33 protein-coding genes are annotated in these 22828 nt (G+C 35.6%); 3 read left to right on the top strand and 30 right to left on the bottom strand.

Translation table 11 applies throughout. From position 1 onward, the window contains the following. Positions 1 to 6: 6 nt before the first annotated feature. From rpsD to rpsL, 30 genes are all read right to left on the bottom strand, one after another. A complete protein-coding gene (gene rpsD, locus GB234_RS05800; RefSeq protein WP_151893558.1) occupies positions 7 to 612 on the bottom strand; it encodes a 30S ribosomal protein S4 in 606 nt (201 codons plus the stop codon). A 197-nt stretch (positions 613 to 809) separates the two neighbouring features. Then, positions 810 to 1208 carry a 30S ribosomal protein S11 gene (gene rpsK, locus GB234_RS05795; RefSeq protein WP_151893557.1) on the bottom strand — a complete coding sequence of 133 codons (399 nt, stop codon included), beginning with the start codon at positions 1206 to 1208 and terminating at the stop codon, positions 810 to 812. 8 nt (positions 1209 to 1216) lie between these two features. Further along, positions 1217 to 1591: a 30S ribosomal protein S13 gene (gene rpsM / locus GB234_RS05790; protein ID WP_151893556.1), complete on the bottom strand. Its 375-nt coding sequence runs from the start codon at positions 1589 to 1591 to the stop codon at positions 1217 to 1219. A gap of 2 nt (positions 1592 to 1593) precedes the next feature. Beyond that, positions 1594 to 1710, bottom strand: a complete 117-nt coding sequence (ykgO, locus tag GB234_RS05785; protein WP_114676954.1) for a type B 50S ribosomal protein L36 — start codon at positions 1708 to 1710, stop codon at positions 1594 to 1596. A 1-nt stretch (position 1711) separates the two neighbouring features. Then, complete coding sequence (gene infA, locus GB234_RS05780; RefSeq protein ID WP_151893555.1) at positions 1712 to 1927, bottom strand: translation initiation factor IF-1; 216 nt, start codon at positions 1925 to 1927, stop codon at positions 1712 to 1714. Between the two features lie 80 nt (positions 1928 to 2007). Continuing rightward, entirely contained in the window at positions 2008 to 3342 is a 1335-nt protein-coding gene (secY, locus tag GB234_RS05775; protein ID WP_151893554.1) for a preprotein translocase subunit SecY, read from the bottom strand. A gap of 13 nt (positions 3343 to 3355) precedes the next feature. Further along, positions 3356 to 3808: a 50S ribosomal protein L15 gene (rplO, locus tag GB234_RS05770; protein WP_151893553.1), complete on the bottom strand. Its 453-nt coding sequence runs from the start codon at positions 3806 to 3808 to the stop codon at positions 3356 to 3358. A gap of 12 nt (positions 3809 to 3820) precedes the next feature. Further along, on the bottom strand, positions 3821 to 4000 hold the full coding sequence (gene rpmD, locus GB234_RS05765) for a 50S ribosomal protein L30 (RefSeq protein ID WP_151893552.1): 180 nt from the start codon (positions 3998 to 4000) through the stop codon (positions 3821 to 3823). 11 nt (positions 4001 to 4011) lie between these two features. After that, positions 4012 to 4536: a 30S ribosomal protein S5 gene (gene rpsE / locus GB234_RS05760; protein WP_151893551.1), complete on the bottom strand. Its 525-nt coding sequence runs from the start codon at positions 4534 to 4536 to the stop codon at positions 4012 to 4014. Between the two features lie 5 nt (positions 4537 to 4541). Then, positions 4542 to 4898, bottom strand: a complete 357-nt coding sequence (rplR, locus tag GB234_RS05755) for a 50S ribosomal protein L18 (RefSeq protein ID WP_151893550.1) — start codon at positions 4896 to 4898, stop codon at positions 4542 to 4544. An 11-nt stretch (positions 4899 to 4909) separates the two neighbouring features. Then, positions 4910 to 5452, bottom strand: coding sequence for a 50S ribosomal protein L6 (gene rplF, locus GB234_RS05750; protein ID WP_151893549.1), 543 nt, complete (start codon positions 5450 to 5452; stop codon positions 4910 to 4912). Positions 5453 to 5470: 18 nt separating this feature from the next. Further along, positions 5471 to 5872: a 30S ribosomal protein S8 gene (gene rpsH, locus GB234_RS05745; protein WP_151893548.1), complete on the bottom strand. Its 402-nt coding sequence runs from the start codon at positions 5870 to 5872 to the stop codon at positions 5471 to 5473. A gap of 115 nt (positions 5873 to 5987) precedes the next feature. Next, complete coding sequence (gene rpsN, locus GB234_RS05740; protein WP_151893547.1) at positions 5988 to 6257, bottom strand: 30S ribosomal protein S14; 270 nt, start codon at positions 6255 to 6257, stop codon at positions 5988 to 5990. Between the two features lie 3 nt (positions 6258 to 6260). Then, on the bottom strand, positions 6261 to 6812 hold the full coding sequence (rplE, locus tag GB234_RS05735; protein ID WP_151893546.1) for a 50S ribosomal protein L5: 552 nt from the start codon (positions 6810 to 6812) through the stop codon (positions 6261 to 6263). A gap of 2 nt (positions 6813 to 6814) precedes the next feature. After that, positions 6815 to 7129, bottom strand: coding sequence for a 50S ribosomal protein L24 (gene rplX, locus GB234_RS05730; protein WP_151893545.1), 315 nt, complete (start codon positions 7127 to 7129; stop codon positions 6815 to 6817). Between the two features lie 14 nt (positions 7130 to 7143). Beyond that, positions 7144 to 7512, bottom strand: a complete 369-nt coding sequence (gene rplN / locus GB234_RS05725; RefSeq protein WP_151893544.1) for a 50S ribosomal protein L14 — start codon at positions 7510 to 7512, stop codon at positions 7144 to 7146. 3 nt (positions 7513 to 7515) lie between these two features. Continuing rightward, positions 7516 to 7779, bottom strand: a complete 264-nt coding sequence (gene rpsQ / locus GB234_RS05720) for a 30S ribosomal protein S17 (protein WP_151675189.1) — start codon at positions 7777 to 7779, stop codon at positions 7516 to 7518. Between the two features lie 15 nt (positions 7780 to 7794). Next, positions 7795 to 7986, bottom strand: a complete 192-nt coding sequence (gene rpmC, locus GB234_RS05715; RefSeq protein WP_151893543.1) for a 50S ribosomal protein L29 — start codon at positions 7984 to 7986, stop codon at positions 7795 to 7797. A gap of 11 nt (positions 7987 to 7997) precedes the next feature. Beyond that, positions 7998 to 8417, bottom strand: a complete 420-nt coding sequence (gene rplP, locus GB234_RS05710) for a 50S ribosomal protein L16 (protein WP_151893542.1) — start codon at positions 8415 to 8417, stop codon at positions 7998 to 8000. Positions 8418 to 8437: 20 nt separating this feature from the next. Then, positions 8438 to 9163: a 30S ribosomal protein S3 gene (gene rpsC, locus GB234_RS05705; protein WP_151893541.1), complete on the bottom strand. Its 726-nt coding sequence runs from the start codon at positions 9161 to 9163 to the stop codon at positions 8438 to 8440. A gap of 4 nt (positions 9164 to 9167) precedes the next feature. Then, on the bottom strand, positions 9168 to 9575 hold the full coding sequence (rplV, locus tag GB234_RS05700; RefSeq protein WP_151893540.1) for a 50S ribosomal protein L22: 408 nt from the start codon (positions 9573 to 9575) through the stop codon (positions 9168 to 9170). Positions 9576 to 9581: 6 nt separating this feature from the next. Then, entirely contained in the window at positions 9582 to 9860 is a 279-nt protein-coding gene (rpsS, locus tag GB234_RS05695) for a 30S ribosomal protein S19 (RefSeq protein WP_151893539.1), read from the bottom strand. A gap of 3 nt (positions 9861 to 9863) precedes the next feature. After that, positions 9864 to 10688, bottom strand: coding sequence for a 50S ribosomal protein L2 (rplB, locus tag GB234_RS05690; RefSeq protein ID WP_151893538.1), 825 nt, complete (start codon positions 10686 to 10688; stop codon positions 9864 to 9866). A gap of 20 nt (positions 10689 to 10708) precedes the next feature. Further along, positions 10709 to 11005 carry a 50S ribosomal protein L23 gene (rplW, locus tag GB234_RS05685; protein WP_151893537.1) on the bottom strand — a complete coding sequence of 99 codons (297 nt, stop codon included), beginning with the start codon at positions 11003 to 11005 and terminating at the stop codon, positions 10709 to 10711. 7 nt (positions 11006 to 11012) lie between these two features. Then, a complete protein-coding gene (rplD, locus tag GB234_RS05680) occupies positions 11013 to 11642 on the bottom strand; it encodes a 50S ribosomal protein L4 (protein WP_151893536.1) in 630 nt (209 codons plus the stop codon). Then, on the bottom strand, positions 11642 to 12253 hold the full coding sequence (gene rplC / locus GB234_RS05675; RefSeq protein WP_151893535.1) for a 50S ribosomal protein L3: 612 nt from the start codon (positions 12251 to 12253) through the stop codon (positions 11642 to 11644). Before rplC ends, rplD begins: the two co-directional genes overlap by 1 nt. Positions 12254 to 12512: 259 nt before the next feature. After that, positions 12513 to 12818 carry a 30S ribosomal protein S10 gene (rpsJ, locus tag GB234_RS05670; protein ID WP_010181931.1) on the bottom strand — a complete coding sequence of 102 codons (306 nt, stop codon included), beginning with the start codon at positions 12816 to 12818 and terminating at the stop codon, positions 12513 to 12515. Positions 12819 to 12828: 10 nt separating this feature from the next. Beyond that, positions 12829 to 14961 carry an elongation factor G gene (fusA, locus tag GB234_RS05665; RefSeq protein ID WP_151893534.1) on the bottom strand — a complete coding sequence of 711 codons (2133 nt, stop codon included), beginning with the start codon at positions 14959 to 14961 and terminating at the stop codon, positions 12829 to 12831. Positions 14962 to 14964: 3 nt separating this feature from the next. Beyond that, a complete protein-coding gene (gene rpsG / locus GB234_RS05660) occupies positions 14965 to 15441 on the bottom strand; it encodes a 30S ribosomal protein S7 (protein WP_151893533.1) in 477 nt (158 codons plus the stop codon). A 25-nt stretch (positions 15442 to 15466) separates the two neighbouring features. Then, entirely contained in the window at positions 15467 to 15841 is a 375-nt protein-coding gene (gene rpsL / locus GB234_RS05655) for a 30S ribosomal protein S12 (RefSeq protein WP_151675177.1), read from the bottom strand. A gap of 183 nt (positions 15842 to 16024) precedes the next feature. Between rpsL and GB234_RS05650 the strand changes: the two genes are divergently transcribed. From GB234_RS05650 to GB234_RS05640, 3 genes are all read left to right on the top strand, one after another. Beyond that, entirely contained in the window at positions 16025 to 17713 is a 1689-nt protein-coding gene (locus tag GB234_RS05650) for a POTRA domain-containing protein (protein ID WP_151893532.1), read from the top strand. Between the two features lie 119 nt (positions 17714 to 17832). Then, the gene (locus GB234_RS05645; protein ID WP_151893531.1) at positions 17833 to 21132 is read left to right on the top strand and encodes a SusC/RagA family TonB-linked outer membrane protein; all 3300 of its coding nucleotides are present in this window, start codon (positions 17833 to 17835) and stop codon (positions 21130 to 21132) included. Between the two features lie 81 nt (positions 21133 to 21213). Further along, a complete protein-coding gene (locus tag GB234_RS05640; RefSeq protein WP_151893530.1) occupies positions 21214 to 22827 on the top strand; it encodes a SusD/RagB family nutrient-binding outer membrane lipoprotein in 1614 nt (537 codons plus the stop codon). Position 22828: the final 1 nt, after the last annotated feature.

The raw sequence follows: 22828 nt of genomic DNA, 5'->3' as shown, positions 1-22828 counted from the left end.
AATTTATTATTTAGAATATAATTCGACTATAAACTGTACGTTTATGTTCTCTGGAATTTGGATTAACTGAGGAATCGATACATATGTTCCTTGTTTTGTTTCTGTATTCCATGTAATCCACTCATATACATTACGTGAATTGGACAATGAAGACTCAATAGCTTCTAGTGATTTAGACTTTTCTCTCACAGCTACAACATCTCCTGGTTTTAATTGATACGATGGAATGTTTACTTTTTCACCATTCACAGTAATATGACGGTGAGAAACAAGTTGTCTTGCTGCTGGACGGCTAGATGCGATACCCATACGGTAAACAACATTATCAAGACGTGACTCAGCTAATTGAAGCAATACCTCACCTGTAATTCCAGGAAGTGCAGTTGCTCTTTTAAACATATTTCTAAACTGCTTTTCTAAAATACCATAAGTGTATTTAGCTTTTTGCTTTTCAGCTAATTGAATTGCGTATTCAGATTTTTTTCCACGACGACGGTTATTTCCGTGTTGTCCTGGAGGATAATTTCTTTTTTCGAAGGATTTATCTTCTCCGTAAATTGCTTCACCGAATTTACGTGCAATTTTAGTTTTTGGACCAGTATATCTTGCCATTTCTAAGTGTTTTTGAAGTGAAACTAAATTAAGGTCTTACGTTAATCCTCTAGTTCCGTTAATCTTCAGTTGATATTTATAAATAAAATTATTTTGCGTTTCCGCGTAAATATTGAAATTCTTGACCATTCAAAATTGAACAGTAAAAAATAGAAAAAGACCCATCTTTTAAAAAAAGTGGGTCAAATATATTAAAATTAAACGCGACGTCTCTTTGCTGGACGACAACCATTATGTGGCATTGGAGTCACATCAATGATTTCTGAAACCTCAATTCCAGAGTTATGAATACTACGAATAGCAGATTCTCTACCGTTACCCGGTCCTTTTACATATACTTTACACTTACGCATTCCAGCTTCATGTGCAACTTTCGCACAATCTTCAGCTGCTAATTGTGCTGCGTAAGGGGTGTTTTTCTTTGATCCTCTAAAGCCCATTTTACCAGCTGATGACCAAGAGATAACATCTCCACCTTTATTTGTTAAAGAAACAATAATGTTGTTGAAAGAAGCAGTAATATGTGCTTCACCCACAGACTCTACATTAACTTTACGTTTTTTTGTGCTTTTAGCTTTTGGATTTGCCTTTGCCATATCTCTAGTTATTTAGTTGCTTTCTTCTTATTAGCAACAGTTTTACGCTTTCCTTTTCTCGTCCTTGAGTTATTCTTAGTGCGTTGTCCTCTCAAAGGAAGACCAGCTCTATGACGAATACCTCTGTAACATCCAATATCCATCAAACGCTTGATATTCAATTGTACTTCACTACGTAATTCACCTTCAATTTTGAAAGATCCAACAGCATCACGAATAGCTCCGATTTCATCATCGTTCCATTCGTTTACTTTTTTGTCTTCACTTACTCCAGCTTTTTCTAATATATTTTTAGCACGGCTACTACCAATACCAAAGATATACGTTAACGCGATTACACCCCTTTTTTGTTTAGGAATATCTACACCTGCGATTCTTGCCATAATTATCCTTGTCTTTGTTTGAACCTAGGGTTCTTTTTATTAATTACATATAATCTACCTTTTCTACGTACGATAACGCAGTCGGCACTTCTTTTCTTAACTGATGCTCTAACTTTCATTTTAGTATCTGTATGTTATGCGAGCCTTAGATAAATCATAAGGACTCATTTCTAATTTTACTTTATCTCCTGGTAATAATTTTATGTAGTGCATTCTCATTTTCCCTGAGATATGCGCTGTAACAATATGACCGTTTTCTAACTCAACTCTAAACATTGCATTTGATAATGCTTCTACTATGCTTCCGTCTTGTTCTATTGCGGGTTGTTTTGCCATTCTGAAATTTTAATTTAATTATTAATATGCTATTACAATTGGCAATAGTCATACCAACATTTCAAATATAGTTATATTAGTTACGCTACTGCTTTTCTATTCTTTCCACTTTTCATCAATCCGTCATAGTGACGATTCAATAAATATGAATTAATTTGTTGCATAGTATCTATAGCAACACCTACCATAATAAGTAAAGATGTTCCACCAAAGAATAATGCCCAACCTTGTTGAACTCCTAGAAACTTGACAACAATTGCAGGAAATATTGCAATCAATGCTAAGAAAATAGAACCTGGTAAAGTTATTTGGGACATAATTTTGTCTAAATATTCTGCAGTTTCACCACCAGGCTTGATACCTGGTATAAATCCTCCACTACGCTTTAAATCATCCGCCATTTTATTAGTAGGTACTGTAATTGCTGTATAGAAATACGTAAAAACAATAATCAATAATGCAAACGTTACGTTATACCATAAGCCAAATATATCACTATAAATAGCTAGCATAGATTGACCAAAACTAGTATCCTTAATAAATCCAATACCTGCTAATGCACTTGGAACAAACATTATTGCTTGAGCAAAGATAATTGGCATCACCCCAGAAGCATTCAACTTCAATGGAATAAATTGACGTGCACCAAAAATATTTTTCTCATACTCCCCAGTTGCAGTTCTACGAGCATATTGGACAGGAATTTTTCTGACTGCCATAACTAATAAAACCGATAAAAGTATAATAACAAACCATATCACCAATTCTATAAGAACTAACATAATAGATGATGACACAACTTCTTGAGCAAATGATAGCGGTAAAGTTGCTATAATACCCACCATAATAAGAATTGAAATACCGTTACCAATACCCTTATCTGTTATCTTTTCTCCTAACCACATTGCAAATACACATCCTGTTACCAAAATGATAGTTGAAGAAACAAAAAACATTGGCGTTTTACCTAGAATAAATGCAGCAGAAGGAACCCCTAAGGCCTCTAATCCAAATAAATAACTAGGAGCCTGAATTAAACAGATACCAATAGTTAACCACCTTGTAATTTGATTAATCTTTTTTCTACCACTCTCTCCTTCTTTCTGTAATTTCTGAAGATAAGGAACTGCAATCTGCATCAATTGAACCACAATGGAAGCAGAGATATAAGGCATAATACCCAATGCAAAAACAGAAGCATTTGCAAATGCACCTCCTGTGAAAGCATTTAATAAACCACCAATTCCACCAGCATCAAAATTACCAGAGAATTCAGCGAGTTTTGAGGCATCAATACCTGGCAATACTACCTGTGCACCAAAACGATACACTAACAGAAGTCCTAACGTAACCAATATACGATTACGAAGTTCCTCTATTTTCCAAACATTTTTTAAGGTTTCAATAAATTTCATCCTTACAAAGAGATTACAATGTTACTACTTCACCACCAGCAGCTTCAATTGCTTTCTGAGCAGTACCAGTAAATTTATGCGCTGTTACTTTTAATTTTGACTTCAACTCTCCTCTACCTAAAATCTTCACCATTTCGTGTTTTCTAGCAAGACCAAGCCCTACTAAAGTATCAAAATCAATAGTATCCTTAATTTTCTTATCATCTACTAACTCTTGAAGTTTATCAAGGTTAATTCCTTGATAATCTTTACGGTTAATATTTGTAAAACCAAACTTTGGCACACGACGTTGCAGTGGCATCTGCCCTCCTTCAAATCCTATTTTCTTAGAATACCCAGAACGAGACTTTGCCCCTTTGTGACCACGTGTAGCAGTTCCTCCTTTACCAGAACCCTGTCCGCGACCTATACGCTTACCTTGTCTTTTAACCGAACCTTCTGCAGGTTTTAAGTTACTTAAATCCATTTTTTAGATATCTTATTTAGTTTCAATAGAAACTAAGTGTTGTACTTTATTTACCATACCAAGAATATTTGGCGTGTCATCATGCTCGACAGTCTGGCCTATTTTTTTAAGACCTAATGCTTGTAGCGTTCTCTTTTGGTTCTGAGTGCGATTAATTGCACTTTTAACCTTTGTTACTTTTATCTTTGCCATCTTAGTGTTGTTTATCCTTTAAACAATTTTTCCATAGAAATACCACGTTGTTTCGCAACAGTTTGTGCACTTCTCATTTGCAATAATGCATCAAAAGTAGCTTTTACTACATTATGCGGGTTAGAGGAACCTTGAGACTTTGAAAGTACATCATGTATTCCAACAGCTTCAAGTACTGCACGTACTGCTCCACCGGCAATAACTCCTGTACCAGGAGCAGCAGGCAAAAGATTTACTCTTGCTCCACCATATTTACCTTTTTGCTCATGTGGTAATGTTGATTTATTTAGAGGAATACGCACTAAATTTTTCTTTGCATCTTCAATCGCTTTAGCAATTGCACTTGCAACATCTTTAGATTTACCTAATCCTTGTCCTACAACACCGTTTTCATCACCTACGACAACAATTGCAGAAAAACCAAATGCTCTACCACCCTTTGTTACCTTAGTTACACGTTGTACACCTACTAAACGATCTTTCAGATCAAGTCCACCTGGCTTTACTAATTCTACGTTTTTATAATCTTGATACATAATACTTAGAATTTTAGGCCACCTTCACGCGCACCTTCTGCTAATGATTTAACTCTACCATGATATAAGTAACCACCTCTGTCAAAAGACACAGCTTCAACACCTGCCTTTGTTGCTCTTTCAGCGATTGCTTTACCAACTAATTTTGCTGCTTCAACTTTATTAACTTTTGAAGCGTCTATATCTTTGTCTCTTGAAGACGCTGCTGTGATAGTTTTACCACTTACATCGTCGATCAATTGAGCATAAATTTCTTTATTACTTCTAAAAACAGCTAAACGCGGACGTTGTTCTGTTCCTGAAACAGTCTTACGTATTCTGTAACGTAAGCGTTGTCTTCTATCGTTTTTTGATAATGCCATAACGTTATATCTTATGCAGATTTACCTGCTTTTCTTCTTAATTGTTCACCTACAAACTTAACTCCTTTTCCTTTATAAGGCTCTGGCTTACGGAAACCTCTAATCTTCGCAGCTACCTGTCCAACAAGTTGCTTGTCAAAAGACGTTAGTTTAACGATAGGATTCTTTCCTTTTTCTGAAATTGTCTCAACTTTCACTTCTGGAGCAATTTCCAAAACTATATTATGTGAGAAACCTAATGCAAGATCAAGTTTTTGACCTTGATTACTAGCTCTATAACCTACCCCAACTAATTCTAGTTGTTTAGTCCATCCCTTTGAAACACCTTCAATCATATTGTGAATCAATGCTCTATACAAACCATGCTTAGCTCTGTGGTCTTTGTGATCTGTTGAACGTTCAACGATTGCATTGCCGTCCTCTACTTTAATTGTAACATCAGAGTACTCTTGAGTTAACTCTCCTAATTTCCCTTTTACCGTTATCATGTTGGCTTTTACATCAACCGTAACGTCTGCTGGAATTGCTACCGGGTTTTTACCTATTCTTGACATTTCTTCTTGTCTTTTATATTAGTATACGTAACATAATACCTCTCCACCTACATTTTGGTTTTGAGCTTGCTTACCTGTCATTACTCCTGCTGAAGTTGAGACAATAGCAATTCCCAAACCATTCAAAATACGTGGCATCTCATTAGAGCTGGCATATTTACGTAAACCTGGTTTACTTATTCTTTGAATTTTTTTGATAACTGGATCTTTTGTAAGCTTATCATACTTAAGTGCGATTTTGATTACACCTTGGTGTCCTTTATCATCCTCAAATTTGTAACTTAAAATAAATCCTTGGTCAAAAAGGATTTTAGTAATCTCTTTTTTAAGATTAGAAGCTGGAATTTCAACAACGCGATGTCCTGCTTTTACTGCATTTCTAACTCTCGTTAAGTAATCTGCAATTACGTCTGTATTCATTTTCTTGAAGTTTCGATAGTGGTTTTCTTAAGAACCTTCTACCATATTAATTTTTATTCACGACACACCAACCAAGATATGCCATGGCGTTGATACGCCATTTTTATAGTTTATTTTACCAAGATGCTTTACGCACTCCCGGAATTAAACCTTGATTTGCCATTTCGCGAAACATTACACGCGAAATACCAAATGTTCTCATATACCCCTTAGGCCTTCCTGTTAACTTACAACGGTTGTGAAGTCTAACCGGAGAGGCATTTTTAGGTAGTTTTTGCAAACCTTCCCAATCACCAGCATCCTTTAAAGCTTTACGCTTAGCAGCATATTTCTTTACAGTTGCTTGTCTTTTAACCTCGCGGGCTTTCATTGATTCTTTAGCCATCTCTTAGTTCTTTTTAAAAGGTAAACCTAGTTCAGTTAATAATGATTTTGCTTCTTTATCTGTTTCCGCAGAAGTTACAAAGGTAATATTTAAACCTTCAATTTTCTTTACTTTATCAATATCAATTTCAGGAAAGATAATTTGCTCTGTAACTCCTAACGAATAATTACCTCTACCGTCAAAACCAGTAGCTTTAATTCCATTAAAGTCACGAACACGTGGCAAAGAAGAAGTAACAAGTCTATCTAAAAACTCATACATTCTTTCACCCCTAAGAGTAACACGCGCACCAATTGGCATTCCCTTACGAAGTTTAAACGTAGCAATATCCTTTTTAGAAATAGTTGCTACAGCTCTTTGACCTGTAATGTTAGTTAATTCATCAACTGAATAATCAATTAATTTTTTGTCGGCTACAGCAGCACCTACACCACGAGACACAACAATGCGCTCTAGTTTAGGAACCTGCATTACATTTTTGTAACCAAATTCATCAGTAAGCGCAGAAACCACTCTGCTCTTATATTCTTCTTTAAGTCTTGGTAAATATGCCATAACTATATTGCTTGATTCGATTGTTTAGAAAATCGTACTTTTTTTCCATCTTCCATTCTGTAACCTACTCGTGTCGCTTTTCCAGATTTTGAATCAACTAATGATAAGTTTGAAATATGAATTAGAGCTTCTTTTTCAGTAATTCCGCCTTGAGGATTAGCCGCACTCGGTTTCTCATGTTTCTTTACCATATTAACTCCCTCTACGATTGCTTTGTTTTTCTCCTGAACAACACGCATAATCTTACCTTCAGAACCCTTATGATCCCCTGCAGTAACGATTACCGTATCTCCAGTTTTTAATTTAAGCTTTCCCATTTTATAATTTCGTATTAAAGCACCTCTGGCGCTAATGATACAATTTTCATGAATTGTTTATCACGAAGTTCTCTTGCTACAGGTCCAAATACACGTGTACCTCTCATTTCTCCTTGTGGATTCAATAATACACACGCATTATCATCAAAGCGGATATAAGAACCATCAGCTCTCCTAACCTCTTTTACCGTACGAACAACAACCGCAGTTGAAACAGTTCCCTTTTTAACCTGTCCATTAGGGGTAGCATCTTTAACAGAAACTACAATTTTATCACCAATTGAAGCATATCTTCTTTTAGTTCCACCTAATACACGAATAGTAAGCACCTCTTTAGCACCTGTGTTGTCTGCGACTTTAAGTCTTGATTCTTGTTGTAACATATCTTACTTCGCTCTTTCAATTATTTCTACTAATCTCCAACATTTAGTTTTACTCATAGGCCTTGTTTCCATGATCTTAACAGTATCTCCTTCGTTGCAGTTATTTGTCTCGTCGTGAGCAACATATTTTTTCGTTTTCAAAACGAACTTACCATACATTGGGTGTTTAACTTTTTTTACTTCGGCAACAACTATAGACTTATCCATTTTATTGCTAGTAACTACACCTACACGTTCTTTTCTTAAATTTCTTTTTAATTCTTCCATCTTTCAGCTTGGTACTTATTGTACTTCTCTTTTAGTTAGTTCTGTCGAAATTCTTGCTACAGTTCTTCTGTGAGTTCTGAGCAGAATAGGATTCTCTAACGGTGAAATGACATGAGCCATTTTAAAATCTGAATACACTTTCTTAGCCTCTGCAAGTTTAGTTTGCAAATCTGCTGTAGATGCTTCGTTTATCTCTGATTGTTTCATCTTGAAAAATTTTAAGCTTGAAAATCTCTTGAAATTACAAACTTGGTTTTAACCGGAAGTTTTTGAGCTGCAAGACGTAACGCCTCTTTTGCAGTTTCCAATGGAACACCAGATATCTCCAGTATAACTCTTCCTGGCTTCACAACAGCTGCCCAATACTCTACAGCACCCTTACCTTTACCCATACGAACCTCAAGAGGCTTTTTTGTTATAGGTTTATCTGGAAAGATCATGATCCATAAAGAACCTTCTCTTTTCATAAAACGTGTTGCTGCAATACGTGCTGCCTCGATTTGACGAGCTGTCAAGAAATTTGAATCTAAAGATTTTATACCAAAAGTTCCATAAGAAAGTTGGTTACCACGCCCAGCATTACCTTTCATGCGGCCCTTCTGTTGTTTACGAAACTTCGTTCTTTTGGGTTGTAACATTTGTCTTTGTCTTTAAAAAATTACTTTCTACGACGTGGCTTTGAGCCCCCTCGTCCTTTGTTATCACCTTTTCCTTTTTTGTTACCCGTAGATAAACCAACTAAAGGAGAAAGCTCTCTTTTTCCATATACTTCACCTTTCATTATCCAAACTTTAACACCCAATCTACCATAAGTAGTGTGTGCCTCAACTAAAGCATAGTCAATGTCAGCTCTGAATGTTGATAAAGGAATACGACCATCCTTATAAGACTCTGAACGCGCCATTTCCGCACCATTCAAACGTCCTGAAATTTGAATTTTTATACCTTCAGCATTCATACGCATCGCTGCAGTAATAGCCATCTTAATTGCACGACGATATGAGATTCTATTCTCAATTTGTCTAGCAACACTAGCCCCTACTAAATGCGCATCAAGCTCAGGCCTCTTGATCTCATGGATGTTAATCTGTACCTCTTTACCAGTAATTTTCTTAAGCTCTTCTTTTAACTTATCTACTTCCTGACCACCTTTCCCAATAATAATACCAGGTCTTGCAGTAGTAATAGTAACGGTTACAAGTTTAAGCGTACGCTCAATAATTACCCTAGACACACTTGCTTTAGATAAACGAGCATGAACATATTTTCTAATCTTGTCGTCTTCGGCTAATTTATCACCGTAGTCATTGCCTCCGTACCAGTTAGATTCCCATCCTCTGATAATTCCAAGGCGGTTCCCGATTGGATTTGTCTTCTGTCCCATTTATTTAGCTTTGTGTGTTATCGTTTGCTGCTAATACCAGTGTTACGTGGTTAGAGCGTTTTCTAATTCTGTGTGCACGACCCTGAGGTGCTGGACGTAATCTCTTCAGCATAGTTCCTCCATCTACACGGATTTCCTTTACAAATAGATCAGCCTCTTCAATAGAACCCTCTTCGTTCTTAGCTTGCCAATTTGCCATTGCTGACAGTAACAATTTTTCCAAACGACGTGAAGACTCTTTTGAGCTAAACTTCAAAATATTAAGTGCTTTTTCTACCTTTTCACCACGAATCAAATCCGCCATTAGACGCATTTTTCTTGGTGATGTAGGACAATTATTCAATTTAGCGAAGTATTGTGTCTTCTTTGCCTCCTTGATCTGATCTGCTCTTTCTCTTTTACGAACTCCCATGGCCTATTATTTTTTTCCTTTATTTTTCGCACCTGCGTGACCACGGAATGATCTTGTTGGTGAAAATTCTCCTAATTTATGCCCTACCATATTTTCAGTAACATATACAGGAACAAATTGCTTCCCATTATGAACTGCAATAGTCTGCCCTACAAAATCTGGAGTAATCATAGAGGCTCTAGACCACGTTTTGATTACCGTCTTCTTATTAGAAGCCACATTTTGATCTACTTTCTTCTCCAGTTTGAAGTGAACGTACGGTCCTTTTTTTAACGATCTTGCCATAGCTTATTTCTTTCTACGTTCGATTATATACTTATTACTCTGCTTAGTCTTAGAACGAGTTCTAAATCCTTTTGCCGGGATACCGTTTCTAGAACGAGGATGCCCACCTGAAGACTTACCTTCACCACCACCCATCGGGTGATCAACTGGATTCATAACAACCGGCCTAGTACGAGGTCTTCTACCCAACCATCTTGATCTACCTGCTTTACCAGATACAAGCAATTGATGATCACTATTAGACACAGCACCTATTGTAGCCATACACGTTACTAAAATCAAACGAGTTTCACCAGAAGGCAATTTAACCGTTGCATACTTACCATCGCGAGCCATTAATTGAGCAAAAGCACCAGCGCTACGAGCCAATACAGCTCCTTGCCCAGGACGCAATTCAATACAAGATATAATTGTTCCCAAAGGGACATTTGCCAAAACCATAGCATTTCCAATTTCAGGAGTAGTTTGCTCACCAGAAACGATGTTTTGACCAACCTGAAGACCATTTTGCGCAATCACATAACGCTTTTCACCATCTTGGTAATTAAGCAATGCTATGAAAGCAGTACGGTTAGGATCATACTCAATTGTCGCTACAGTTGCAGGAACACCTGCTTTGTCGCGTTTGAAATCGATAATACGATATTTCTTTTTGTGACCACCACCTATATAGCGCATAGTCATCTTACCTTGACTGTTTCTACCACCAGACCTCTTATTCGGAGCAAGTAAAGACTTCTCCGGCTTATCAGTTGTAATGGCGTCAAAACCATTTACAACTCTAAAACGCTGACCTGGGGTGATAGGTTTTAATTTTCTTACTGACATTTTTGTCTAATTATACAGGATTAATCCTGAATGTTATTGTAAAAATCTATTTCATCACCTTCCGCCACCTGTACAATTGCCTTCTTATAAGCATTTGTTTTACCAGTTTGAATACCCGTCTTTGTATAACGTGTACTTCTATCCGGGCGGACATTTAATGTACGAACCTTAAGGACAGAAACTTCATAAGTGGCCTCAACCGCTTTTTTGATTTCTACCTTGTTCGCCTTTGGATTCACTATAAAGCCGTAACGGTTATTTAATTCCGCATCAGCAGTAGCTTTTTCCGTAATTATAGGTTTAATTAAGATACTCATCTTGTTTCTATTTACTTAAGTTTGACTCAATTCCTTCCAAAGAACCTTCAAATAGCACTACGCTATTTGCGTTTAAAATTTTGTAAGTACTTAAAGATGAATTACTTATCACTTCAGTACCTTTCAAATTTCGCGAAGACAAATATACATTATTATTTGGCTCCCCCAACACAAACAAAGATTTTTTATCATTAAGACCTAAAGTCTTTAAAACTGATGTGAAATTTTTTGTTTTTGGAGTGTCAAAATTTAAGTCTTCAATTACAACGATCGCTTTATCATTTGCCTTCATTGTTAAGGCAGATTTACGAGCTAATCGTTTTAAGTTCTTATTTAATTTAAACGAGTAGTTTCTTGGTCTTGGACCAAACATTCTACCACCACCTTTAAAAAGACCAGACTTAATACTACCCGCACGAGCAGTACCTGTCCCCTTTTGTTTCTTTATTTTTCTAGTAGATCCAGAAATCTCTGCACGTTCTTTTGACTTATGCGTTCCTTGACGTTGATTTGCCAAGTATTGCTTAACATCAAGATATACAGCATGATTATTAGGTTCAATACCAAACACATCTTTAGAAAGCTCTACCTTTCTACCTGTGTCTTTTCCGTTAATATCTAATACAGCTACCTTCATTATTTCTCAATCGTTACATAAGCGTTCTTATGTCCAGGCACACAACCTTTAACAACAAGCAGGTTCTTTTCAGCCACTACTTTTAAAACTCTTAAATTTTCAACTTTTACCTTTACATTTCCCATTTGACCGGCCATTTTCATTCCTTTGAATACTCTCGCAGGATATGATGCTGCACCAATAGAACCAGGCGCTCTTAATCGATTATGCTGACCGTGAGTCGCTTGACCCACACCACCAAAACCATGGCGTTTAACAACCCCTTGAAAACCTTTACCTTTAGATGTTGCCGCAACATCGACAAACTCACCTTCAACAAAGTGCTCAACAGTGATTGTATCACCTAATTTGTACTCCGAATCAAAACCTTTGAATTCAACGACTTTACGTTTTACAGAAACGCCTGCTTTTTTAGCGTGCCCTTGAGCAGCTTTTGTAGCAGTCTTTTTGTCATCGAAACCAAGTTGAAGAGCATTATACCCATCTACTTCTTCGGTTCTGACTTGGGTAACAACACAAGGACCGCATTCAATAACGGTACAAGGCATATTCTTACCTTTCTCGTCAAAGATGCTGGTCATCCCTATCTTTCTTCCAATTAACCCAGACATATTTATTAAATTTAAAATTATGAACACTCTAATTAAATCATCGTGACCCAATTCTCGGCATTCGTTTATATTACCTATTATTTTCCTTTAAACGGAAACATTATTTCGTTAAAATTTTAGCGAAAGCTAAAACTTCATAAAAAAAGGGATCAAAATAAATTCGATCCCGAATGTTACTTTGTTTACCGTTTTTCCCTCGCACGCAGCTCAGGACATGTTTTTTATTTTTCTAAATTCAGAATATAAATTCAGAATTCACTTACACTTTAATCTCTACTTCTACACCACTAGGCAACTCTAATTTCATTAGAGCGTCAATTGTCTTTGAAGAAGAACTATAGATGTCCAATAACCTCTTATAAGAACTTAACTGGAACTGTTCTCTACTCTTTTTATTAACGTGTGGTGAACGCAATACTGTAAATATTTTTTTATGTGTTGGCAATGGGATAGGACCAGTCACTACTGCACCCGTACTCTTTACCGTTTTTACGATTTTCTCAGCAGATTTGTCTACTAAATTATGATCGTAAGATTTTAATTTAATTCTTATTTTTTGACTCATTGCTGAAATATTAATCGTTAGTTCCTCTTGCCGCTTTAATAACCTCTTCTGAAATATTAGAAGGGGTTTCAGCATAATGTGAAAATTCCATTGTTGATGTTGCTCTACCTGATGACAAAGTTCTTAATGTTGTAACATAACCAAACATCTCAGAAAGTGGCACTGTAGCTTTTACAGTTTTAGCTCCCGCACGGTCTCCCATATCACTCACTTGACCACGTCTTCTATTTAAATCACCTACTATATCACCCATATTCTCCTCAGGCGTAATTACCTCAAGTTTCATAATTGGCTCGAGTATAACAGCACCAGCTGATTTTGCAACAGCCTTAAAGCCCATTTTAGCCGCAAGCTCAAATGACAATGCATCACTATCCACAGGGTGGAAAGAACCATCATTAAGTGTTACTTTCAAACTATCAACTTCAAAACCTGCTAATGGTCCATTAACCATCGCTTGTTTAAATCCTTTCTCAACCGAAGGGATAAATTCCTTAGGAACATTACCACCTTTAATTTTATTTTCAAAAGTCAATCCTTCCTGAGCATCTTCTTCACCCACAGGACCTAAATCAAATACAATATCAGCAAACTTACCACGCCCACCAGATTGTTTCTTATAAACCTCTCTATGACTTGCAGTTCTTGTAACAGCTTCTTTGTACTCAACCTGAGGAGCACCTTGATTAACTTCAACCTTAAACTCGCGTCTTAAACGGTCAACGATAATATCTAAGTGAAGCTCACCCATTCCTGAGATAATAGTTTGCCCAGAAGCCTCATCAGTACGAACTGTAAATGTAGGATCTTCTTCAGCAAGCTTACTCAAAGCCATACCTAATTTATCTACATCTGCCTTAGTTTTAGGTTCAACAGCAATACCGATTACCGGATCTGGGAAATCCATAGATTCTAAAACAATAGGATGATCTTGATCACTCATTGTATCACCAGTCTTAATATCTTTAAAACCTACTGCAGCCCCAATATCACCTGCCTCAATAAAATCAATAGCATTTTGTTTATTAGAGTGCATTTGGTATATACGCGAGATACGCTCCTTTTTACCTGAACGATTGTTCAAAATATAAGAACCTGCATCTAAGCGTCCCGAATAAGCACGGAAAAATGCAAGACGACCCACAAATGGATCTGTCGCAATTTTAAATGCTAAAGCAGCGAAAGGCTCCTTTACATCTGGCTTACGTAATTCTTCTTTTTCTGTTTCTGGATTCACACCCACAATACCATCCTTATCCATTGGAGAAGGCAAGTAACGACACACTGCATCAAGAAGAAACTGAACTCCTTTATTCTTAAATGCAGAACCGCAAATCATAGGAATAATAGACATGTCCATAACAGCAGCACGAAGCGCAGCATGCACTTCATCTTCTGTAATAGAATCCTCATCCTCCATATATTTTTCTAAAAGGTTTTCATCATAAGCAGCAACCTCTTCAATAAGCTTACCCCTTAACAATCTAGCCTCTTCTTTTAAATCATCCGGAATAGCTACAACATCAAAAGTCGCCCCTTGTGTTTCATCATGCCAAACAATAGCACGATTCTTCACTAAATCCACAATACCTTTAAAGTCAATCTCATCACCAATATTTAATACAATTGGTACAGCATTTGACCCTAACATATCTTTTACCTGCTGGCAAACGTTCATAAAATTAGAACCCTGACGGTCCATTTTATTTACAAAACCAATACGTGGTACCTTATAATTATCAGCAAGTCTCCAGTTAGTTTCTGATTGTGGCTCAACACCATCAACCGCACTAAACAAAAAGACCAAACCATCAAGTACACGTAATGAACGATTTACCTCAACAGTAAAATCAACGTGACCAGGAGTGTCAATAATATTAAAATGGTAATCTTTTGTAGTAGGAGTAACCTGAGCATTTTCCATTGGGAACTGCCAAGTACATGTAGTAGCCGCAGAGGTAATTGTAATACCACGCTCCTGCTCCTGCTCCATCCAGTCCATTGTAGCAGCACCATCATGCACTTCTCCAATTTTATGACTTACACCTGTATAGTACAAAATACGCTCTGTAGTAGTAGTTTTACCTGCATCAATATGAGCAGCAATACCAATATTTCTAGTTAATTTTAAGTCTCTTGCCATTTTTTAGAATCTGAAATGTGAGAATGCTTTATTTGCTTCGGCCATTTTATGCGTGTCTGTACGCTTTTTAACAGCTGCCCCTTCTTCCTTAGCCGCAGCTAAGATTTCAGAAGCAAGCTTTTGAGCCATCGATTTTTCGTTACGTTTTCTAGCATAACCTATCAACCACTTCATCGCAGTAGATATTTTACGGTCCGCGCGTATCTGCATTGGTATCTGGAACGTTGCTCCACCAACTCTACGACTACGCACTTCAACGTGAGGCATAACATTTGAAAGGGCATCCTTCCAAATCTCTAAACCTGTTTTTTCTTCGTCAGTTTTCTTTTCTTCTACAATGTCAATTGCATCGTAAAACACCTTGAACGCCACCGATTTTTTACCATCCCACATCATGTTATTAACAAAACGTGTCACCAATTGGTCATTAAACCTTGGATCTGGCAAAAGCGGTCTTTTTTTGGCTGCTCTTTTTCTCATGTCTTCGTTTTAAATTTGTTTAAAATTACTTCTTAGGGCGCTTAGCTCCGTACTTAGACCTACGTTGCGTTCTTCCATCGACACCAGCGGTATCTAAGGCTCCACGAACAATATGATATCTAACTCCAGGCAAATCTTTCACCCTTCCACCTCTAACCAATACTATCGAGTGCTCTTGTAAATTGTGTCCTTCACCACCAATGTATGCGTTTACTTCTTTTCCATTTGTCAAACGAACACGCGCAACTTTACGCATTGCCGAGTTTGGCTTTTTAGGAGTAGTAGTATATACACGCGTACAAACACCGCGGCGTTGCGGGCACGAATCCAATGCAGCCGATTTCGACTTCTTGGTTATTTTGGTCCTTCCTTTTCGTACTAATTGTGAAATAGTTGGCATAAAAATCCTTGTTATACTTAATTTATAATAAAATTCCCTCTTATTAGGGCGTGCAAAAATATAATAAATAATTGAAAACTCAAATGTTAGTCGATTAAATTTCTACCTTTTTTATTAATTTCATTTTCAGATATTAAAACCCCACGAACATCGTTAGCTTTACAAAACAAAATAAAACAGTTTTTGAAACATCTTTTTTACATATTTATCTACCTTAATATATATACTGCATTTAACAATAAATTACCTGCACAAGATCTGAAACTGACAATTTCTTCGGAAATTTCAATTTCAGCAACCCTTCTAGACTCAATAAATTTTGACAATACCCATAAAAATTTAAAATCTATTTCCGAAGAAGCTATAAAAATTTCTTTAAAAATTCAGCAGTTTGGGTTTATTGAATGCAAACTTGAAACTATTCAAAAAATAAATGATTCGGTTTTTAATGCGCATTTTTTCTTCGGAAATAAAATTGAGATGATAAAAATTTTTTATGACGCCTCTCTTTTTAAAAAGCAAGACATTAAAAATATTAGTTATTTTAACAACGAAAAGTATTTTATACAGCCTATTTCCGAAGTTGAAAAGACACTTAATTCATTAAATACCAATCAAACCAAAAACGGAAATGCATTCGCAAGACTAAGACTCACAAATTTTAAAAACAAAGATGGAGAAATTTCAGCAACACTAGAAACCGAAAGAGGCCCGATAAGAACTATTGATAGCATTGCAATAAAAGGGTATGACAAATTTCCGAAGTCATTCTTAAAATATTATGCTGGAGTAAAAAAGGGAAAAGTGTTTGACCAAAAAAAAATAACTGAGCAAAATAACACATTAAGCAGCTTAGGATTCATCAATACCCTTAAGACACCCGAAGCACTCTTTAGGAAGGACAGTACTGTTGTTTATTTTTATTTAGAAAAAAGAAATTACAATAATTTTGATGGTATATTAGGTTTTTCCACAAACGAAGAAACCAACAAACTAGAACTTAATGGTTATCTTAATTTAGAATTAAATAATAATTTAAATTATGGAGAGCAATTACTTTTCAATTATAAGGCAGATGGAAATGATCAGCGAAACTTTAGGATAAAGACAACATTGCCTTACATCGCAAAAACTCCATTAGGAATTTCACTTGAACTTAAAATTTTTAGGAGAGACACCACTTTTTCAAACACATCGCAATCAGTAAATGTGACCTATCAATTAAAACCTAGAACAAACTTAACAATTGGCTACCTAGGAAAATCATCGAGCAATTTACTTGACGAAACTTTAACAAACATTGAAAACTACAAATCAAAATTTGTTACATTAGGACTAAATTATGTGAAAATTCAAAAAAGTATTTTATTTCCTGTCAAAACAAATATATTACTAAATTTAGGCCAAGGCAGAAAAACTACAGAAACAAATACAGAAAATCAATCAATTATAGAAAACGACATTTCACACATCCTGCCTCTTAACGATAAAAATTCAATATTCATAAGAAACAACACGAATGTTTTATTTAGCGAGACTTACTTAACTAACGAATTATTTAGATTTGGTGGAATTCAAAGCATTAGGGGCTTTACAGAAAACAGCATTGACGCAACTTTTTTTTCAGTTATAAACACTGAATATAGGTATCTTTTGAATTCTTCATCCTACATACATTCGATCATAGATTTAGCATATTTTGAAAACAATGTTATTGAACAAAAAGAGAAACTTTTCAGTTTCGGGCTTGGCATTGGAGTTTTGACAAAAGCCGGGATACTTAGTTTAAATATCGCAAATGGAAATATTGACAATCAAGACTTTAAATTTTCGAACACCAAAATACACGTTAGCCTAACTTCCCGTTTCTGATAAAACGGGGCTTCGTCGGGTGTGTCACTTTCAAAAAAAAGCAAAATTTAAGTTTAAAAAGTTGTGTAATTAACTTTTTATTGTGATTTTTGGCATTGGCTAATTCAAATAATTATAACATGAAAACAAAGTTTAGTGGAATTTTAACGCTATTGCTAGCGTTAGTAGTGCAACTCTCGTTTGCACAAGAAAAAACAATCTCCGGAACGGTGACTGATAGTTCAGGCTTACCATTACCAGGGGTTAACATTATCGTAAAAGGTACGACAAATGGAACACAATCAGATTTTGATGGAAATTACTCTATCTCAACTGCGGTGGGACAAACACTTGTATTTAGTTATGTAGGTTTTGACAATGTTCAAAGACCTGTTACTGCTGCATCTGGTCGCATCAACATAACTCTTGAGGAAGGACAAACTCTTTCTGAAGTAGTTATTACTGGTTACGGTGGTGTAACAAAGGAGCGAAAGTCTCTTGGTTATGCTGTAACGACTCTTGAAGCTGAAGCTATTGAGAACAAACCTGAAAGTGACGTTGTGCGTTCACTAAATGGTAAAGTAGCTGGGGTTCAAATTACTGCAACTGGTGGTGCTACTGGTTCGGGTACAAATTTTGTAATTCGTTCAAAAAGTTCTATTAATGGTAACAACCAGCCTTTATTTGTAGTTGATGGAGTTCCTTTTGATGCAGGAACAAACACTCAAAATGGTTTTGGAACTGGAAGCACTACTACTAGTAGTCGTTTCTTAGACTTAGATCCTAATAACATTGAAAGTGTGAGTATTCTTAAAGGTCTTAGTGCTGCCGTTCTTTACGGTCAACAAGGACGTAATGGTGTTGTATTAATAACTACTAAAAATGGAAGTTCAAAAGACTTAAACAAAAAATTTGAAGTTACAGTTTCATCTGCTGTTTATGCTGTAGAAATTGCAAATTTAGCAGAGTACCAAAATACTTATGGACAAGGTTCTGACAATACACCAAATCCTGGTTTTGTAGGAAACTGGGGAGGTAGATTTGATGATAACTTAACAATTGCTCATCCACTTGCTGCTGACTTTGGAACTGTGTTTCCTGAATTTGATGGTTTAGAGATACCTTATACTGCTGCAGAAGATAACGTTAAGGATTTTTTCAGAACTGGACTTGGACAGACAATGTCTGTAAATGTTGCTGGGTCTCCAGGTAACGAGGGTAATACTCGTTATAACTTAAATTTCGGGTATGCATCTGAAGATGGTTTTATTAGAAATAATGGTTTGACTCGTTACAATATTGGTTTAGGTGGATCTACTAAATTATCTAATAAGTTTACTTTCAATGGAACTGCTAATTTTAGTAATCTTAGAGTTAACACTCCTCCTATTGCTGCAAATAATGCTGCAGGATCAATATCGGTTTTTACAAGAACTTTATTCTTGCCAAGAAACTTAGACTTATCAAATTTACCATTTGAAAATCCAAATGATAGATCTCAAGTTTATTACAGAGGTGACCAAACAAACCCTTATTGGTTATTAAACTATGCTGGTCAAGAACAATTAACTAATCGTTATTTTGGAACACTTGGAGCTTCATATGAAATTTCTGATAACGCAACGTTATCTTATAGATTTGGTCTTGATTCATATACTGAAAAGCAAGAATACAGAGTTGCTAAAGGAGCAAATGATGACGGTCCTAATAATGGTGATGGATTAAATTTTGTTGATTTATACAGAAATGGTTATTTAAGAACTACAACTGGTACTAACTTTATTTATGATCACAATTTAAACCTTGCATTTAATAATGTAGAGATTACAGATAAAATTGGATTCAGTTCTACTGTTGGTTTTAATGCACGTAGAGATACTTACTCTCAATTTGGTATTTCAAGTAGAGATCAAATTGTTTTCGATTTTTCTAATCACAATAATTATTTAACTTCTTCAAACTATGACCCATTAAGAAATGGTGGTCTTAATTTTGAACAAGAACAAAATATTCTAGGTGCTTATGCACAGTTAGATTTTAATTATGATAAATATTTATTCTTGACATTATCTGGTCGTAATGATTGGGCTTCAACATTAGAACAAGAAAATAGATCTTTATTTTACCCTGGTGTTTCCTTATCTTTTGTACCTTCTTCAATTGATGGTTTTGGTTCTCCAGAAGGTTTAGGGTTTTTAAAATTTAGAGGTAGTTTTGGTACATCGGCTCGTTTCCCGAATCCATATAACACTCGATTAGCATTAAGTACTAATCCAACTGCATTCTTTGATGGAAATGGTAACCCTTCAACTACAAACGGTATTCCTGGAACACGTCCTAATCTTGACTTAGAACCAGAATTACAACAAGAAGTTGAAGCTGGTATTGAAGCAGAATTTTTTAATCGTAGATTAACTTTAGATGCAACAGTTTACAAAAGAGTAATTACAGATCAAATTGTTGATCGTCCACTTGCAACTTCAACAGGTTTTTCATTTATAAATGATAACATTGCAGAATCTCAAATTAAAGGTCTTGAAGTTGGCTTAAACTTCACACCATTAAAGTCTGAAAACTTTTCTTGGGATGTAAGAACTAATTTTACAGCTTACGAAAATGAAGTAACTGATTTAGGTGGTTTAGAGCCATTTGCATTTGCAGGATTTAGCAATTTAGGAAACTTTGCTTCTGAAGGTGAAGCATTAGGAGTAATTAAAGGAAATTATGCTTCTCGTTATGACCCAGCTAACATTACTGATGAAAATCCATTAGGAGTTGGTGTTGAAGGAGTTCTATTAATTAATCCTAATGACGGTAAAGTAATTTCTAGTGATGTGATTGGATTTGAAGACGAAACGATTGGAGATCCAAACCCAGATTGGAATGCCACAGTAATTAATGGTTTTACTTATAAAAACTTGACTTTAAATGCTCAAATAGAATATACACATGGTGGTGATATATATTCTCAAACAGCTAGTCAATATTACCGTAGAGGTGTAACAACTGTTAATGAAGACAACAGAGAAGGATCTTACGTAATTCCAGGTTTATTAGCTAATCCTAACACAGGAGAATTGTTAAGAGATGGTCAAGGAAACCCTATTGAAAATAACATTCAAATTAGTGCTAATGATTTATATTTTATCAATTTAGTTGATCCAGCAGGACAAGGAATATATGATGCATCTCACCTAAGATTAAGAGAAGTATCCTTATCTTATGCTCTTTCTGAAAAGACTTTAGAGAAAACACCTTTTGGTAACGTAAGTTTTTCTTTATCAGGAACTAATTTATATATTAAAACATTTAATATTCCCGATGCATTTAGTTTTGATCCAGAAGCACTTAGTAGTGGTGTAGGTAATGGACAAGGTTTAGATTTTCAAACTGGTCCGACAACAAAACGTTATTCTTTTAGTGTAAAAGCATCATTCTAAAAAAAAAAAAATATGTCATAGGTGGTAAAATTGTTTCTCAATTGTTCTACCTATGACTATTAATTTAAAACATTATAAAAAATGAAAAATATTTTTAAATACTCTCTAATAGCTTCATTTGCATTGACGCTATTTAGTTGTGAGACAGGAGAATTAGAGTTATTAGAGAACCCTAATTCTATTACTGTTGATTCAGCTGACCCAAATTTCGTGTTAAATCAGATACAATTAGATTTCAATCAAGTTGTAGGTTCTTATAGCGGAATTGACAGTGATATTGTTAGGCTCGATAATCAAAGAGATACTTATCCAAATACTGTAGGTGTTACTACAGGAAATACTGCATGGAATAATTCATATGGTATGTTTGCAAACGTAGACTTCTTAGAACAAGTATTGGTTACTAATGAATTTGATTTACCTAATCATTTAGGTGTTGCTCAAGTATTAGAAGCTTACGCATATTTCTTACTTGTTGATCATTTTGGTGATGTTCCTTTTTCTCAAGCTAATCAACCTGAAGAATTCCCTAATCCTGTCTTAGATTCAGGAAGCTCTGTTTATGATGCACAATTTGAACTTTTAGATAGTGCTATTGCTAATTTTAATCAAGGTTCAACTGTTATACCAAGTGATTTCTTTCATGAATCTTTTGAAGCATCAAATTGGATTGCACTTGCTAACTCACTTAAGCTTCGTGCTTATTTAAATCAAAGATTAGTTGATCCTTCGGGAGCCACTGCTGGAATTAACTCAGTTCTAGGTTCTAACATTATAGATGAAGTATCTGAAGATTTTAATTTTATTTACAATCCTTCAAGTCCACACCCTTATTTTGCAAATAACTATTCATCTACTGTTGATACATACCAAAGTAACAACTTGTATGATTACTTAAATTCTGGAGATGCTACTGGAATTTTTATTGAAAATGGTATTGCTGATCCAAGAGTTCGTTATTATCATTATAGACAAACTGATAGCGAGCCTTCAGGATCAAGATTACCTTGTGAGGGTGATGCTAATTATGATTATTGTTATGTTGGTAACTTATATTGGGGTAGAGATCACGGTGACACTGAAGGTCTTCCTAATGATGGTGCTAGAAAAACTGCTGCCGGTGTATATCCAGGAGGAGGAGCATTTGACAACAATGCTTTTGAGAGAGCTAGAGACACTGAAAACACATTACAAGGAGCAGGGGTTTTACCAATTTACCTTTCTTCACATACACATTTTGCTTTAGCTGAAGCTGCTTTAACTTTAGGTACTGGTGGAGGAAGTCCAGCACAACTTTTAGAGTTAGGAATTCGTCGTAGTATGACTAAAGTTTTATCTTTTGCTGAAGGTGTTGATACAAGTTTTGATGGTACTAATTATGAAGCTACTTCTGCAGATGTAGATGCTTATGTTACTCGAGTAGTTAATGAGTATTCAAGTGCATCAAATGATGGTAAATTAGAAATTATTGCTAGAGAACAATGGATTGCTTCTTTTGGTGGAGCTATTGAAGCTTATAACACATATAGAAGAACAGGATCACCTGAATTACAGGAAGCTGTTATTGCTGCAGGACCGTATCCAAGAACTTGGAGATATCCAGCTAATGAAGTTAGTAATAATCCTAATGTTACTCAAAACACACCTTCTAACAAAACTTTCTGGGATAATAATCCAGACAATTTTATTGACTAAT

It is taken from the genome of Patiriisocius marinistellae (genome assembly GCF_009014635.1).
Lineage (GTDB): Bacteria > Bacteroidota > Bacteroidia > Flavobacteriales > Flavobacteriaceae > Patiriisocius > Patiriisocius marinistellae.
This window is presented reverse-complemented; position numbering and strand designations above follow the sequence as displayed.